Source organism: Streptomyces sp. NPDC056479, from assembly GCF_042795335.1.
Taxonomy (GTDB): domain Bacteria; phylum Actinomycetota; class Actinomycetes; order Streptomycetales; family Streptomycetaceae; genus Streptomyces.
The window spans coordinates 238,247-251,831 of the sequence record NZ_JBHTRZ010000010.1 but is presented as its reverse complement, the minus strand read 5'-3'; the positions used below and the strand labels follow the sequence as shown (position 1 = coordinate 251,831).

Below are 13,585 nucleotides of genomic sequence, written 5' to 3'. Positions count from 1 at the left end.
CGAGCGTGCGTGCTCAGCGGCACGAACGACCCGCACCAAAATGGCGACAAAGCCATTGAGTGGCATTGTCGTGGCCGTTCGGCCGTCGCGACAGGTTGATCCGCGACAGGCCGCTGTGGACTGCGCCACGTTGCGCGTCCTCCGGTTCCGCCGTACCACACCCACCCCAAACGGGGCGTGTTTTCCCGGACATTGACCGACGAAAAGCCGGGCGACCGCGTGCGGTACAACGATCGGCCAGCCTACCGCGCGCGGTACGACAACCGGATCACCGGGAGGGGTGGACGGTCACACCGTGCGATCGGGCAGTACCGCGCTGAGCAGGAAGGCGACACTGCGCTCGCGTTCCGTCCAGGCCCGCGTGTCGAGTTCGACGGACTGGAGAAGGGCGCACTCGACGTCGTATCCGTGCGAGGTGAGGTCGCGGCCGATGAGTTCGGCGTCGTCGCGGGTCGCGGCGTGCGTGACGATGCGCTGCGGGCGCCGGTCGGCGACGGCGGACACGACGGCCGCTCCCCCGCCGCCGACGCGGACGACGTCCGGTTCGGGGAGGTTCTCCAGGATGTGCGGGGCCGTGCCGTCGACGACCTGGAGCTGGACGCCGAAGGCGCGTGCGTTGGCCTCGGTGCGGGAGCAGGCCTGCGGGTCGCGGTCGACGGCGATGACGGCCGCGCCGGCCCGGGCGGCCTCGGTGGCGAAGGCGCCGCTGGCACAGCCGATGTCCCACACGAGGTCGCCGACGCGCGGGCCGAGCCGGGCGAGTTGGGCCGCGCGCAGCGGTTCCAGTTCGCTCTCGCCCATGAGGCCTCCGTAGGCCTCGGCGGGCAGCGTCCAGCCGCGCGGGCCGGCGCTCGGATCGCGTCCGGCGAGCCAGCCGCCGGACTCCGTCGCCCCGGCCGGGCCGCCGATGACGATGACGACGTTCGGATCGCGCCAGCTGTGGTCGGCGGCCTTGTCGGAGGTCACCACGGTGACCTGCTCGCGCTCGGTGCCCAGCTCCTCGCAGATCACGAAGGTGCGGTGGACGCCTTCCAGCAGCAGGCCGAGTTCGGCGGGTCCGGCGCCGGGTGAGGTGAGGACCGCGACCTTGGTGTGGGCGCGGCACACATTCACCGCGCGTCGCAGGGTGCGACGGTGTGCGACGACCACCTGTGCGTCGTCCCAGGGCATACCGGCGCGGGCGAATGCGGCGGCGACCGAGGAGACGGCGGGGACGACCTCGACCTCCAGGCCGAACTCGGGCGCGCGCAGGGTCCGTACGACTCCGAAGAAGCCGGGGTCGCCGTCGGCCAGCACCACCGCGGTCCCACGGTGGCCTGCGATCCGGCGGGCGGCGAGGGCGACGCTGCCCAGGCGGATGCGCTCGGCGGCGCGCGGCACCTCGGCCAGCGCCAGGTGGTGTGCGGCACCGGCCACGAGCGTGGCGGCACCGAGGGCGGAGCGTGCCGCGGCGGTCAGCGGCGAGCCGTCCCAGCCGATCACCGTGACGCGGTCGGCCATTCGTCAGTCTCCAGGGTTTGCGCAGGTAGTCGTAGGGCAGCCCGAGGGGCAGGCTCCGTGAGGGTACCCGGTCGCCGATTCGGCACCCCTGGTGCCCAGGGGTTCGTTTTCCGTCAGTTCCACTCACCGAACGAGGTGAAGCCGCCGGAGTCGGCCAGCTGCTCGCCGGCACCGTCGAGGTCCTCCGGGAGCAGACTCCACACGATGAAGTCGGTGCGTACATCGGCCCAGCTGCCGTCGTCCGTGCGGACGTGCGCTATGCACGCGTTGCGCAGGACGCCCTCGCTGATGCAGCCGATCTTCTGGGCGACCTGCTGGGAGGCGGTGTTGTCGGCGGCGGTGCGGATCTCGATGCGCTCGAACTTCTGGTCGCCCAAGAGCCATTGGGCGGTGGCGAGCGCGGCCTCGGAGGCGTAGCCCTCGCCGCGGGCCCAGGGGGCGACGGTGTACGACAGTTCGGTGGACCGGATGTGCCAGTTGGTCTTGGTCAGCTGGACGATGCCGACCAGGCGCTGGGTGAGGAACTCCGTGACGGCGAGGTCGAGTCCGCGGCCGGCCTCCCGCTCGGTGGGGGCGTACTCGGTGATCCAGGTACGTGCGCCGTCCTCGGTGAAGGGCTGGGGGACATCGGTCCAGGCACCGACCTGCTCGTCGTTCATCATCTCGGCCAGTGCGGGCACGTCGTCCTCGTCGAGGGGACGCAGCACCAACCGCTCCGTGCTGATGGAGATGTTGGGGAAGGTGCTAGTCATGCGCCGCTCCGTAACCTTCGACGAACGTTCAATGCCGCTGAACTGCCCAGCATGCAGCATGAAAGCACTGAACCGCACCACGGGGTCCACACCAAGTGAAGGTGTGGACCCCGTGCGTGGCGATACGCCGGTTACGCCCCGTCAGAAAGCGGCGACGACCGCTCCGTCGTACTTGTCCGCGATGAACTTCTTCACCTCGGGCGAGGTCAGCAGCTTCGCGAGCTTCTGCACCCGCGGGTCGTCCTCGTTGCCCTTCTTCACGGCGAGGAAGTTGCCGTACGGGTTGTCCTTGGGCGACTCGGCGGCGAGGGCGTCCTTGGCCGGGTTGAGGTCGGCCTCCAGCGCGTAGTTGCCGTTGATGACGGCGGCGTCGACGTCGGCGAGGGAGCGCGGCAGCTGGGCCGCCTCGAGCTCCTTGAACTCGATGTTCTTCGGGTTGGAGGCGACGTCCTTCGGGGTCGCCTCGTAGCCGACGCCCGCCTTGAGCTTGATCACACCGTTGGCCTCCAGCAGCTTCAGCGCGCGGGCCTCGTTGGTGGTGTCGTTCGGCAGGGCGACCGTGGCGCCCTTCTTCAGGTCCGTCAGCTTCTTGACGCCCTGGGAGTACACACCGAGCGGCTCCAGGTGCACCGTGGCGTTCGGCACGGCGACGATGTCGGTGCCGTTCTTCTTGTTGAAGTCGTCCAGGTACGGCTGGTGCTGGAAGTAGTTGGCGTCGACCTCACCCTGCTGGACGGCCGTGTTCGGCGTCACGTAGTCGGTGAACTCCTTGACCTCGAGCTCGAGGCCGGCCTTCTTCGCGAGGTTGTCCTTGATGTAGGTGAGGATCTCGCCCTGCGGGGTGGGCGTGGCGGCGACCTTCAGCGGGGCGCTCGCGTCGGAACCGGAGTCCTTGTCCGAGCCGCAGGCGGAGAGGCCGAGGGTGAGGGCTCCGGCGGCGAGGACGGCAGTGGTGATCTTGGCGGTGTTACGCACGAAAAGTGCCTTTCCTTATGTGGTGCAACCCCGTGGTGGTGTTACGGGGAGATCTGGGGGGCTCAGACGGTCTTGCCGGTGGCCGTCGACGCCTTCAGCAGCCGCAGTTTCGGCGCCGGTCCCGACTGGCCGCCGCGGCGGTGCAGGGAGCGGGCCGCGTAGTCGCCGGCGGACTGGATGAGGGAGATGACGACGGCGAGGATCGCCACGGTGATCCACATCAGCTCGGTCTCGAAGCGCTGGAAGCCGTAGCGGATGGCGATGTCGCCGAGGCCGCCGGCGCCGACCGTGCCGGCCATGGCCGAGTAGCCGATCAGGGCGACGATCGTGGTCGTGGTGCTGGCGATGACGGAGGGCAGGGACTCGGGTACGAGGACCTTGCGCACGATGGTCCAGGTGTTGCCGCCCATCGACTGCACGGCCTCCACGAGCCCGCCGTCCACTTCGCGGACAGCCGTCTCGACGAGGCGGGCGAAGAACGGGATCGCGCCGATGGCGAGCGGCACGATGGCGGCCTCACGGCCGATCGTCGTGCCGGTGACCCAGCGCGTGAAGCTCATCAGCGCGACCATCAGGATGATGAACGGCATCGACCGGGCGACGTTCACGATCTGCCCGATGACCTTGTTGGCGAGGACGTTCTGGAGCAGGCCGCCCCGGTCGGTGAGGACCAGGAGGATGCCCAGCGGGAGGCCGCCGACGACCGCGATGAGGGTGGACCAGCCGACCATGTAGAGGGTGTCCCAACACGCCTGCTCCAGCAGGGGCTGCATCTCGGACCAGGTCACTTGGCACCTTCCTTGAGCAGAACGGGCTCCTGGCCCAGTACGTCGATCTGCAGGCCCTGTTCGCGCAGGAAGCCGATCGGCACGACGTTGTCCTCGTAGCGGCCGGGCAGTTCGATGCGCATCCGGCCGACCTGGAGGCCGCCGACGGTGTCGATGGCGGCGCCGAGGATCGAGATGTCGATGTTGTAGGTGCGCGAGAGCTGGGAGATCACCGGCTGGGTGGCGGCCTCGCCGTGGAAGGTGACGTCGACGACGGTGCGGTCGTCGCCGGAGGCCTCGCCGGCCACCGGGAAGAGCGCGGAGGCGAGTTCCGAGCCGGGGGTGGCGAGCAGCTCGCTGACCGTGCCGGACTCGACGACGCGGCCCTTCTCCATCAGCGCGGCCGAGTCGCAGATCGACTTCACGACGTCCATCTCGTGCGTGATGAGCAGGACGGTCAGGCCCAGCTGCCGGTTCAGGTCGCGCAGCAGCTGGAGGATGGAGCGGGTGGTCTCCGGGTCGAGGGCGCTGGTGGCCTCGTCGGAGAGCAGCACCTTGGGGTCGCCGGCCAGGGCGCGGGCGATGCCGACGCGCTGCTTCTGACCGCCGGAGAGCTGGGCGGGGTAGGCCTTGGCCTTGTCCGCGAGACCGACGAGGTCGAGCAGTTCGAGCGCCTTGAGGGAGCGCTCCTTGCCCGACTTTCCGAGGATCTCCAGCGGAAGCTCGACATTGTCCTGGACCGTCCGGGAGGACAGCAGGTTGAAGTGCTGGAACACCATGCCGATACGGCTGCGCGCCCGGCGCAGTTCCTTGCCGGCCCGGGGACCGCGGCCCGCGAGGGCGGTGAGGTCCTGTCCGGCGACGGTCACCGTGCCGGCGGTGGGGCGCTCCAGCAGGTTGACGCAGCGGATGAGCGAGGACTTGCCGGCGCCGGACTGGCCGATGACGCCGTACACCTCGCCTTCGCGGACGTGCAGATCGACGCCGTCGAGGGCGGTGACCTCGCGGCCGCGCGAGCGGTAGACCTTGGTCAGGCCCGTTGTGGTGATCACTGGGGTTTCCATCACTGTCGAGTACGCGGGGCATGGGTGTGCCCTGGTACGGGAGGAAGGATGTGCGCGGGCACTGTGGTCACGTACGGCGAACGGCGTACGGACATGCCACGGGGGCTCGCTTCGGGGCGCGAGACTCAGGGAGTGGTGCGGGGGCCCTCTAGAAGGCGCACATTCGGCACATGCGACACATGCAACGAGCACCGGGCGTCATCGTCGCCTCGGTCGCAGGGGTGCGGTAGCTCGTCGTGGTCATGCGATCAGTAAACCAGACGTACGGTCCTTACCCGCCGCCGCTGTCCGCATGGTGGACAGCGGCGGACAGCCGTCAGCCGCGGACGGAGATCTCCACGCCGCCGTCGCTGACCAGCGCGGACAAGGCGGAGAGGTCGGGCACGACGAGGTCGGCGTCGACCTCATGTGCCTCGTGGGTTGTGGTCAACGCCACGGTGGTCATTCCGGCGGCGCGACCGGCCGCGAGGCCCGCGGGGGCGTCCTCGAAGACGACGCAGTGGGCCGGGTCGACGCCCAGTTCGCGGGCGGCGAGCAGGTAGGGCTCGGGGTCGGGCTTGCCACGCCTGATGTCGTCGGCGGTGACCATCGACTTGGGGAGGATGCCGACGGCGTCGAGCCGGGCTTCGGCGAGCCGCCGGGTCGCGGAGGTGACGACGGCCCAGCGGTCGGCGGGCAGCGAGTCGAGGAAGTCCTTGGTGCCGGGCAGCAGCTGCACGCCGCCGTTCGGTACGTCCTCGATCTCCAGTGTCTCGATCCGGGCGAGGGCCTCCGGCACGACGTCGGCCGGCAGCAGCTCGGCGACTATCTCCACGGCCGGACGCCCGTGCAGCTCGACCCTGCCGAACTCCTCCGTGATGCCGTACTCCTCGGCCCACCTCGCCCAGCAGCGGTCCACGGAATCGAGGGAGGAGACGAGAGTGCCATCGTTGTCGAACAGGAGGGCTTGTGCGCGGATCTTCATGCCCTCGACCCTACGGTGCGCTGCGGGGGCGGCCGCATCAGGCCTTTTGGGCCGTAATAGGCTCGCCACATGTTTGATGCCCTGACGCTGGTGACCGGGGTCGCCGCGCTGCTGCTCGCCGCGTGGTGCGGGTGGGCGGCGTACCGTGATCAGCCGACCAAGGACTGGCACTTCATCGGCATGGCCGTGGTGACGGTGCTGACGCTGGTGCAGCTGGTGATCGGGATCGTGCTGCTGGCACGGGGCGAGGAGCCGGAGCAGGGCACGACGATCTTCGTGGCGTATCTGCTGGGGTCTTTCGCGTGCGTTCCCGCGGCGGGCTTCATGTCGCTGGCCGAGCGGAGCAAGTGGGGTTCGGCGACGGTCGCCGCCGGCGGAGTGGTGCTGGCCGTGCTGGAGGTGCGGCTCTATGACATCTGGGGAGGCTGAGGTGGCCGTGTCGGAGGAGAAACCCACCAGGACGCGACTGATCAGCGGGCCCGGGATCCTGCTGGTGTGGCTGTACGGCGTGATGGTCGTCGGGGCCCTGTCGCGGTCGGCGTACCAGATCGCGACCGAGTTCGACCGGGCGCCACTCGCGTACGCGCTCTCCGCACTGGCGGGGGTGGTGTACGGGTTCATCACGTACACGCTCGTCAGGGGTGGTGAGAAGGCCCGCAGGGCGGCGCTGGTGTGCTGCGCCGCCGAGCTCGCGGGCGTACTGATCGTCGGTACCTGGACCCTGGTGGAGCCCTCGGCGTTCCCGGACGCGACGGTGTGGTCCGACTACGGCATGGGGTATCTGTTCATCCCCGTCCTGCTGCCCCTGTCGGCCATCTACTGGCTCCGCAAGGCGCGAACCCTCAAGCCGTAGCGACGAAAGCGCCGGCCGCCTTCTCCAGGACGATCATCGGGACCCCGTCCGCGCCGCCCTTCGACGTGCCCACCGTCTCGTAGCCCACCTTGCGGTAGAGGCGGAGGTTGCCCTCGCTGCGGTGGCCCGCTTCCAGGCGGAACCGCTTGGCGCCGTGCTGTTCGGTCAGGGCCGCTTCCGCGGCGCGCAGGAGGCGGGCGCCGATGCCATGGCCCTGGAGGCGGGGGTGGACGCAGAGCTTGCCGATGGCGGCCGAGCCGTCCTCGGTGCTGCTGCCGCGGACCGAGCCGACCACTTCCTCGCCCAGCCGTGCCACGAAGACGCAGTCCGCGGCGACCTCGGCCCGGACCGAGTCCAGGGTTTGGACGAGGGGGTCGATGCGGTAGTTCCCGTACAGCGCCGCCTCGCTCTGGAAGCACAGGTACTGAAGCCTGAAGATCTGCTCCGCGTCCTGCTCGGTCGCCGCAGAAATGGTCACACTCATGCCCATGTGCGCACGCCTCCCGCTCACCTGATCGCCTGTGGTTCCTCACTCCTATCCCCGCGCACTGCGGGCCGCAACCTCCGGCGTGAGCAATCGGCGCAGACATCCCAGGCATCTGGAACGTTCCGGGCCGAGACTGCCCTGTGAGATACCCAACTCCCCCGCGATTTCCCGGTATGTCGGGTCCTCCGGCGAGAGGAGGGCGGCCATCAGTCGGGGGCAGCGGCCCGGGAGGCGGCGTACGGCGTCGCGCAGGGCGCGGTGGCGGGCGGCCGTGAGCGCGAGGCGTTCGGGATCGTGACGGTCGGCGTCGGCGGCGGGCTCGTGCTCGTGCTCGTACGGCAGTTCACGGCGGGTGGTACGGCGGCTGCGGCGGGCCTCGGAGCGCACGGCTCGGCGCAGCCAGCCCGAGGGGTCCGGGGGCGGGCCCTCGGAGTCGAGGCGTTCCAGGAGGCGGAGCCAGACCGCCTGTTCGAGGTCGCCCGGCTCCGCTCCGGAGGCGGGTGCCTCGGCGGAGGCCTCCGCGATGAGCAGGGGACGCAGGGCGGCAACCAGGTCGTCCGTCATATGCGGCACGACGCGGCCGCCCGGGCGCAAGGTTGCCCGGGCGGCCGACAGTCACCCCAACCGGGGCGGGAGGCTCAGCCGTTGACGAAGTCCTCGCGGGCCAGCAGACCGGTGTCGGGGTTGTCGGTGAAGACACCGTCGATGCCGGTCGCGAAGTACGTCCGGTAGGCGCCGAAGACGTCGCCGTAGGCGTCCGCGTCGGTGCCCTTGCGGAAGCCCGTGGGAAGGAAGGGGTTCTCGTTGCGCATCGTGTAGGGGTGCAGGATCAGGCCGACCTTGTGCGCGTCGGCGACCAGCGTGGTGGGCTGGGTGAGGTTGCCGTTAGCGTCCTTCGGGATGACCAGGTCCAGGGTGGGGCCGATGCCCTGGGCGTAGGAGGCGATCTCCCTGAGGCCGGCCGGCTTGATCAGGTCGGCGACGGTGCGCGGGTCACCCGTCTCGACGAAGTCCCAGGGGCGGGTCGTCGCGCCGGAGAGCAGGACCACCAGCGGGTTGTCGACCAGCTTGTTCAGGCGCTGGATGCTGGTCGGCTCGAAGGACTGGATGATGACCGGCGAGTTCCGCCTGTCGCGGCCGTACTTGTGCAGCACCTTGGCGACCCGCTCTTCCAGAGCGAGGCCCTGCTTGCGGAAGTAGGTGGGGTGCTTGAGCTCGGGGTAGATCCAGACCTGCTTGCCGCGCTTGCGGGTCTGCTCCTCCTGCCACTTCAGGACCTCTTCGAAGGTCGGGATCTCCCAGCGACCGTTGTAGAGGGTGTTGTGCGGGCGGTTGGCCGGGATGCGCTCGGTCGCGCGCAGCGTCTTCAGCTCGGCGAGCGTGAAGTCCTCGGTGAACCAGCCGGTGGAGGCGACACCGTCGAGAGACTTCGTCTTCTTGCGGTCGGCGAACTCGGGATGGGCGGCGACGTCGGTCGTGCCGCCGATCTCCGGCTCGTGCCGGCAGACGAGATGGCCGTCCTTGGTGGGCACCAGGTCGCCCGCCTCGACGATGTCGGCGCCCATGTCGAGGGCCAGCTGGTAGGAGCCGAGGGTGTGCTCGGGCCGGTAGCCGCTGGCTCCGCGGTGGCCGATGATCGTCGGCTTGGGCAGGCTCTTCACGCCACCGCCTCCGTGCCGGGCCTCCGCGGCCCTCGCCGTGCCGGACAGCCCGAGGACCGCGCCGCCCGCGCCGAACACGGCCGCGCCGAGAAGCTTCCGCCGTCCGGTGCCGGACGTCTGCTCGTTCTCCTGGGTTCCCATGAGCGCCCTTCCTGACTTCTCCTCATCGATGCGCGCCGATCGTAGGTGCGCGTCCATGACAGGCGGGAGACCCGGGGCGGAACTCGCGGGTGACGTCGGATGTCGTATTCGAACGGCGAGGTGACGGGCCGTCGGATTCACGGTCGGATTCACCACGGCGGGGCGGGGCACCCGTCCGGTGCACCCCGGAGCGATGTCCGTCACATCATTGCGGGCGCGTTACGGACGGTCCACGGCACGTCACCGCAGGTAAACGTAGGTCAATGGCGAGTAAGACCTGAGTGAAGTCGGCCCACCCGATGTGCGGGATCCCCCGGACCGCGAGTATCGTCCTCACCTGCACAGACTTCTACAAATCCCTTGACACCGGAGGGCCCGTTGTCCCGCTTCGCGCTCATCAAGGCAGTGCTCGGACCGATCATGCGCCTGATGTTCCGCCCACAGGTGGAAGGCGCGGAGCACATTCCGGGCGACGGTCCGGTCATCCTGGCCGGCAACCACCTCACGTTCATCGACTCGATGATCCTGCCGCTGGTCTGCGACCGTCAGGTCCTGTTCATCGGCAAGGACGAGTACGTCACCGGCAAGGGCCTCAAGGGCCGCCTGATGGCCTGGTTCTTCACGGGCGTCGGCATGATCCCGGTCGACCGGGACGGCGGCCGGGGCGGCGTCGCGGCGCTGATGACCGGGCGCCGGATCCTGGAGGAGGGTCAGGTCTTCGGCATCTACCCCGAGGGCACGCGCTCGCCCGACGGGCGGCTGTACCGGGGGCGCACCGGCATCGCGCGCCTCACCCTGATGACCGGGGCACCGGTCGTGCCCTTCGCCATGATCGGCACGGACAAGATCCAGCCGGGTGGGGCGGGCATGCCCCGGCCGCGCAAGGTGACGGTGCGGTTCGGCGAGGCGATGGAGTTCTCCCGGTACGAGGGGATGGACCGGGACCGTTACGTCCTGCGGGCGGTGACGGACTCCGTGATGGCCGAGGTCATGCAGCTGTCGGGGCAGGAGTACGTGGACATCTACGCCAGCAAGGCCAAGGAAGCGGCGTAGCTCCGCTGGTTCGCCGGGGGGGTTCGTCGGGCTGCCGGCCGTCGGTCGACTGCGGGTCCGTCGTGCACGCGGCGGAGCCGCACATCGACACAGCCCCGCGCCCCCTTGAGGCGCTACTCAGGCGGGCCGCTCCTTCGGCGGCCCGCCTGTCACTTGCTCCGCTACGAAGCGGCGTTCTCCAGGCGTTGGCCTCGCAGGAGGAACCATGCCGCCACCGCCGCCGCCAGCAGGACCGCCGCGCCGGCGCCCGACGCGATCGCCAGACCGTCCACGAACGAACTGCGGGCCGCGTCCAGCATCGCTTCGGACGTCTGCGCCGGCAGGCCCGCCGACGCCTCCACCGCGCCGCCCAGTGACTCGTGGGCCTCGGCCGGGGTGCCCGTCGGACCGGTGAAGTCCCGGTAGACGCCGGTCACGATCGAGCCGAGCACCGCGATGCCGAGCGCCGCGCCCAGCTCGTACGCCGTCTCCGACACCGCCGACGCCGCGCCTGCCTGCTCCTTCGGTACGGAGGACAGGATGACGTCGGACGTGACCGTGAAGGAGAAGCCCGCGCCGATGCCGACCACCAGCAGGGCCGCGCCCAGCAGGGGGTAGCCCGTCGAGCGGTCGATCACCGTGAGTACGGCCAGGGCGAGGCCGATCGCCGCGAGGCCGCCGGAGACCACGGCCCGTACCGAGTAGCGGCGGGCCACACGACCGGCGATCAGGCCGGCCACCACCGCGCCGATGGCGGCGGGCAGTTCGGCGAGACCCGCCTCGAACGGGCCCCTGCCCTGTACGAGTTGCAGGAACTGCGAGAGGAAGAAGACCAGGCCGGACAGGCCGAGGATGGTCAGCAGGTCGGCCAGCACCGCGCCGCTGAAGCCACGGCTGCGGAACAGCCGCATGTCCAGCAGCGGGGCAGGCAGGGTGAGCTGGCGGCGTACGAAGCCGTACAGCGCGGCCGCGCCCAGCAGGCCCGTGGCAAGGGTGATCCAGGTGAAGCCGTGGGAGGCCGCCTCCTTGACGGCGTACACGATGCCGATCATGCCGACGAGCGACAGGGTGACGCTGATCAGGTCCCACGGGCCGGGACTCGGGTTCCGGGATTCGGGCAGCAGCTTGATGCCGACGAGGACCAGGACCACCATCACCGGCAGGTTGATCAGGAAGACCGAGCCCCACCAGAAGTGTTCGAGCAGGAAGCCGCCGACGATCGGACCGACCGCCGTACCGGCGGAGGCGGTCGCGCCCCAGATGCCGATGGCGAGGCTGCGTTCGCGCGGGTCGTGGAAGAGGTTGCGGATCAGGGCGAGGGTCGCCGGCATCAGGGTGGCGCCCGCGACGCCGAGCAGGGCCCGGGCGACGATCATCATCTCCGGGGTCGTCGCGTAGGCGTTGAGGACGGATATCGCGCCGAACGCCGTGGCACCGACGAGCAGGATCCGCTTGCGGCCGATGCGGTCGCCGAGGCTGCCCATCGAGACGAGCAGACCCGCGATCACGAAGGAGTAGACGTCGCCTATCCACAGGAGCTGGTTCCCGGAGGGCTTCAGGTCCTCGCTGATGTAGGGGGTCGCGAGGCCGAGGACGGTCGCGTCGACGGCCACCAGCAGCACGGCGAGCACGAGGACGGACAGCGCCAGCCAACGACCGGGGCGCTTCGTCACCGCCTCGGTCGTCTTCGCCGGCTGCAGGGTGCTGGTCATGATTCCTCTCTCCGTAGTGCTCCGCCGAGCAGCAGCTCGACGATCATGTGGGTGAAGTCGTTGCGGGCGACCCGGCCCTCCGCGACGGCCCAGGCGCCCGAGCCCAGCAGGCCGTAGAGCGCCTCGGTGAGCCAGACCGGGCTGAGGTCGATACGGAACTCGCCGCTCTGCTGGCCGCGCCGGAAGAGCGCGGCGATGCGGTCGTCGATGCGTGCCCAGCCCGCGTTCTGCTGCTCGCCCTCGAACAGCTGGTTCTCCGTGTAGAGGAAGGCCAGCAGTCCGGTCGAGGGCTCGAGCTCTCGGACCAGCCGGTGCACGGCGTCGCGCGCCGGGCCCTCGTCCGGCCGGGCCGCGTCCAGCGCGGCCTCGCACTCCGCGATGCCGAGCGACTCCAGCGCCCGCACGAGCGCGTCGCGCCCGGCGAATTGCCGGTGCAGGGTGGCGCGGCTGATCCCGGCGGCCTTGGCGACCTCGTCCATGGTCGCGGTGGCTTTGCGGGTCAGCAGAGCTGCGGCGGTGCGCAGTACGTGGTCACGATCGACAGCCATGAGACAAGAGTAGCGCATGTGAGACACTCATGTCTCACACTGGACATGCTTGACTCATAGTTGTTGATCAACGGGGGTGTACGTCAGTGCCAGGGCAGCTGACCGCGCCGCTCCCAGTACGCGCCCGGCTCCTCCACCAGCGTGGCCAGCCGCTCCAGTTGGTCCTCCTCGAGGTCCACCGCCGCGGCGTGCAGATTGGACGCGAGTTGCACGGTCGTCGCCGCGCCGGAGAGGACCACACCGGCCCACGGCCGGCGCAGGATCAGCGCGAGGGCCACGGCGTCGCAGCCCAGGGACGTTTCTTCGGCCACGGCCTTCAGCGCGTCCGGTGCGTACGGGTCCGCGAGCCGTCCGTTGGCCATGCCCTCCTTGACGATCACCGTGAGCCCGGCGTCGTGCGCCTCGGCGAGGGCGGGGGCGGCCGAGGTCTCCAGCGCGTTGTACGTCGACTGGACGGTATGGAAGAGGGGCTCGCCCTCGACGGTCACGGCGAGGGCGGCGCGAATGGCGTCGGCCTGGGCCGGGCCGCTGGTGGAGAAGCCGATGGTGAGGCCGGCGGCGGCGGCTTCGGCCAGCCTGGCGTGGAGGTCCTTGTCGGTGAGGGCGGGGCTGTCCGGGGTCACCGAGTGGATCTGGTAGAGGTCCAGGCGGTCGCCGAGGAGTTCGCCGGACTCGGCGCGCTGACGGTCGTAGGTCGCGAGGCTGTGGTCCTTGACCTCGTGCTTGTCGGCGTCGGTCGTCCAGTCCGCGGTGTAGGTGTAGCCCCATTTGCTGCCCACGACGATGTCGTCGAATGAGGGGCGGGCGCGCAGCCAGTCGGCGAGGAACTCCTCCGAGCGGCCGTAGGAGCGGGCCACGTCGAAGTAGCGGACGCCCTGGGCGTAGGCGGCGTCGAGGAGTTCGTGGGTGCGGGTACGCAGCGCCTCGGCGCTGCGGTTCTCTCCGAGGTCTTCGCCCCGGCCGAGGTTGATGTAGCCGGGGCGGCCGACGGCGGCGAGGCCGAGTCCGATGTGGCAGGTCGGTGTCGTTGCTGTTGCCAGTCGGGCGAAAGGCATCGCGGGCTCCGTTCGGTCGGCTCCGGTACCGGATTCCGATCAACGTACCCCGCGACGACCTTCGCAATCGGAGC

The 13,585-nt window shown here is 70.0% G+C and carries 15 protein-coding genes; 3 read left to right on the top strand and 12 right to left on the bottom strand.

Annotated elements, in window-relative coordinates; all coding sequences use genetic code 11:
* Window positions 1–288 precede the first annotated feature (288 nt).
* The 6 genes from cbiE to ACFQ6S_RS34825 form a co-directional block, all read right to left on the bottom strand.
* Window positions 289–1,500 (bottom strand): precorrin-6y C5,15-methyltransferase (decarboxylating) subunit CbiE, encoded by a 1,212-nt coding sequence (gene cbiE, locus ACFQ6S_RS34850; protein WP_383418693.1) that lies wholly within the window; start codon window positions 1,498–1,500, stop codon window positions 289–291.
* Window positions 1,501–1,613: 113 nt separating this feature from the next.
* Entirely contained in the window at window positions 1,614–2,252 is a 639-nt protein-coding gene (locus ACFQ6S_RS34845; protein ID WP_383418691.1) for a GNAT family N-acetyltransferase, read from the bottom strand.
* A gap of 141 nt (window positions 2,253–2,393) precedes the next feature.
* Window positions 2,394–3,227 carry a MetQ/NlpA family ABC transporter substrate-binding protein gene (locus ACFQ6S_RS34840; protein WP_383418689.1) on the bottom strand — a complete coding sequence of 278 codons (834 nt, stop codon included), beginning with the start codon at window positions 3,225–3,227 and terminating at the stop codon, window positions 2,394–2,396.
* Between the two features lie 62 nt (window positions 3,228–3,289).
* Window positions 3,290–4,015: a methionine ABC transporter permease gene (locus ACFQ6S_RS34835; RefSeq protein ID WP_383418687.1), complete on the bottom strand. Its 726-nt coding sequence runs from the start codon at window positions 4,013–4,015 to the stop codon at window positions 3,290–3,292.
* Window positions 4,012–5,046, bottom strand: a complete 1,035-nt coding sequence (locus tag ACFQ6S_RS34830) for a methionine ABC transporter ATP-binding protein (protein ID WP_383418686.1) — start codon at window positions 5,044–5,046, stop codon at window positions 4,012–4,014. The genes ACFQ6S_RS34835 and ACFQ6S_RS34830 overlap by 4 nt, the downstream gene beginning before the upstream one ends.
* Before the next feature lie 328 nt (window positions 5,047–5,374).
* On the bottom strand, window positions 5,375–6,022 hold the full coding sequence (locus ACFQ6S_RS34825; protein ID WP_383418684.1) for an HAD family hydrolase: 648 nt from the start codon (window positions 6,020–6,022) through the stop codon (window positions 5,375–5,377).
* A 69-nt stretch (window positions 6,023–6,091) separates the two neighbouring features.
* Between ACFQ6S_RS34825 and ACFQ6S_RS34820 the strand changes: the two genes are divergently transcribed.
* On the top strand, window positions 6,092–6,451 hold the full coding sequence (locus ACFQ6S_RS34820) for a hypothetical protein (protein WP_383418682.1): 360 nt from the start codon (window positions 6,092–6,094) through the stop codon (window positions 6,449–6,451).
* A complete protein-coding gene (locus ACFQ6S_RS34815; protein WP_383418680.1) occupies window positions 6,432–6,875 on the top strand; it encodes a hypothetical protein in 444 nt (147 codons plus the stop codon). Before ACFQ6S_RS34820 ends, ACFQ6S_RS34815 begins: the two co-directional genes overlap by 20 nt.
* On the opposite strand, the gene ACFQ6S_RS34810 is transcribed toward ACFQ6S_RS34815, so the two are convergent.
* The 3 genes from ACFQ6S_RS34810 to ACFQ6S_RS34800 form a co-directional block, all read right to left on the bottom strand.
* Window positions 6,865–7,365: a GNAT family N-acetyltransferase gene (locus ACFQ6S_RS34810; protein ID WP_383418678.1), complete on the bottom strand. Its 501-nt coding sequence runs from the start codon at window positions 7,363–7,365 to the stop codon at window positions 6,865–6,867. The genes ACFQ6S_RS34815 and ACFQ6S_RS34810 overlap by 11 nt on opposite strands.
* 45 nt (window positions 7,366–7,410) lie before the next feature.
* Window positions 7,411–7,926: an RNA polymerase sigma factor gene (locus tag ACFQ6S_RS34805; protein WP_383418676.1), complete on the bottom strand. Its 516-nt coding sequence runs from the start codon at window positions 7,924–7,926 to the stop codon at window positions 7,411–7,413.
* A gap of 74 nt (window positions 7,927–8,000) precedes the next feature.
* Window positions 8,001–9,164, bottom strand: coding sequence for a glycerophosphodiester phosphodiesterase (locus tag ACFQ6S_RS34800; RefSeq protein ID WP_383418674.1), 1,164 nt, complete (start codon window positions 9,162–9,164; stop codon window positions 8,001–8,003).
* Window positions 9,165–9,542: 378 nt separating this feature from the next.
* Here ACFQ6S_RS34800 and ACFQ6S_RS34795 point away from each other — a divergent pair, with 378 nt between their 5' ends.
* On the top strand, window positions 9,543–10,217 hold the full coding sequence (locus tag ACFQ6S_RS34795) for a lysophospholipid acyltransferase family protein (protein ID WP_383418672.1): 675 nt from the start codon (window positions 9,543–9,545) through the stop codon (window positions 10,215–10,217).
* 161 nt (window positions 10,218–10,378) lie between these two features.
* On the opposite strand, the gene ACFQ6S_RS34790 is transcribed toward ACFQ6S_RS34795, so the two are convergent.
* The 3 genes from ACFQ6S_RS34790 to ACFQ6S_RS34780 all read right to left on the bottom strand — a co-directional run bounded on the left by ACFQ6S_RS34790 (window position 10,379) and on the right by ACFQ6S_RS34780 (window position 13,511).
* Window positions 10,379–11,908 (bottom strand): MFS transporter, encoded by a 1,530-nt coding sequence (locus tag ACFQ6S_RS34790; protein WP_383418670.1) that lies wholly within the window; start codon window positions 11,906–11,908, stop codon window positions 10,379–10,381.
* Window positions 11,905–12,456 (bottom strand): TetR/AcrR family transcriptional regulator, encoded by a 552-nt coding sequence (locus tag ACFQ6S_RS34785; RefSeq protein ID WP_383418668.1) that lies wholly within the window; start codon window positions 12,454–12,456, stop codon window positions 11,905–11,907. The genes ACFQ6S_RS34790 and ACFQ6S_RS34785 overlap by 4 nt, the downstream gene beginning before the upstream one ends.
* 83 nt (window positions 12,457–12,539) lie before the next feature.
* Window positions 12,540–13,511 (bottom strand): aldo/keto reductase, encoded by a 972-nt coding sequence (locus ACFQ6S_RS34780; protein ID WP_383418666.1) that lies wholly within the window; start codon window positions 13,509–13,511, stop codon window positions 12,540–12,542.
* Window positions 13,512–13,585: the final 74 nt, after the last annotated feature.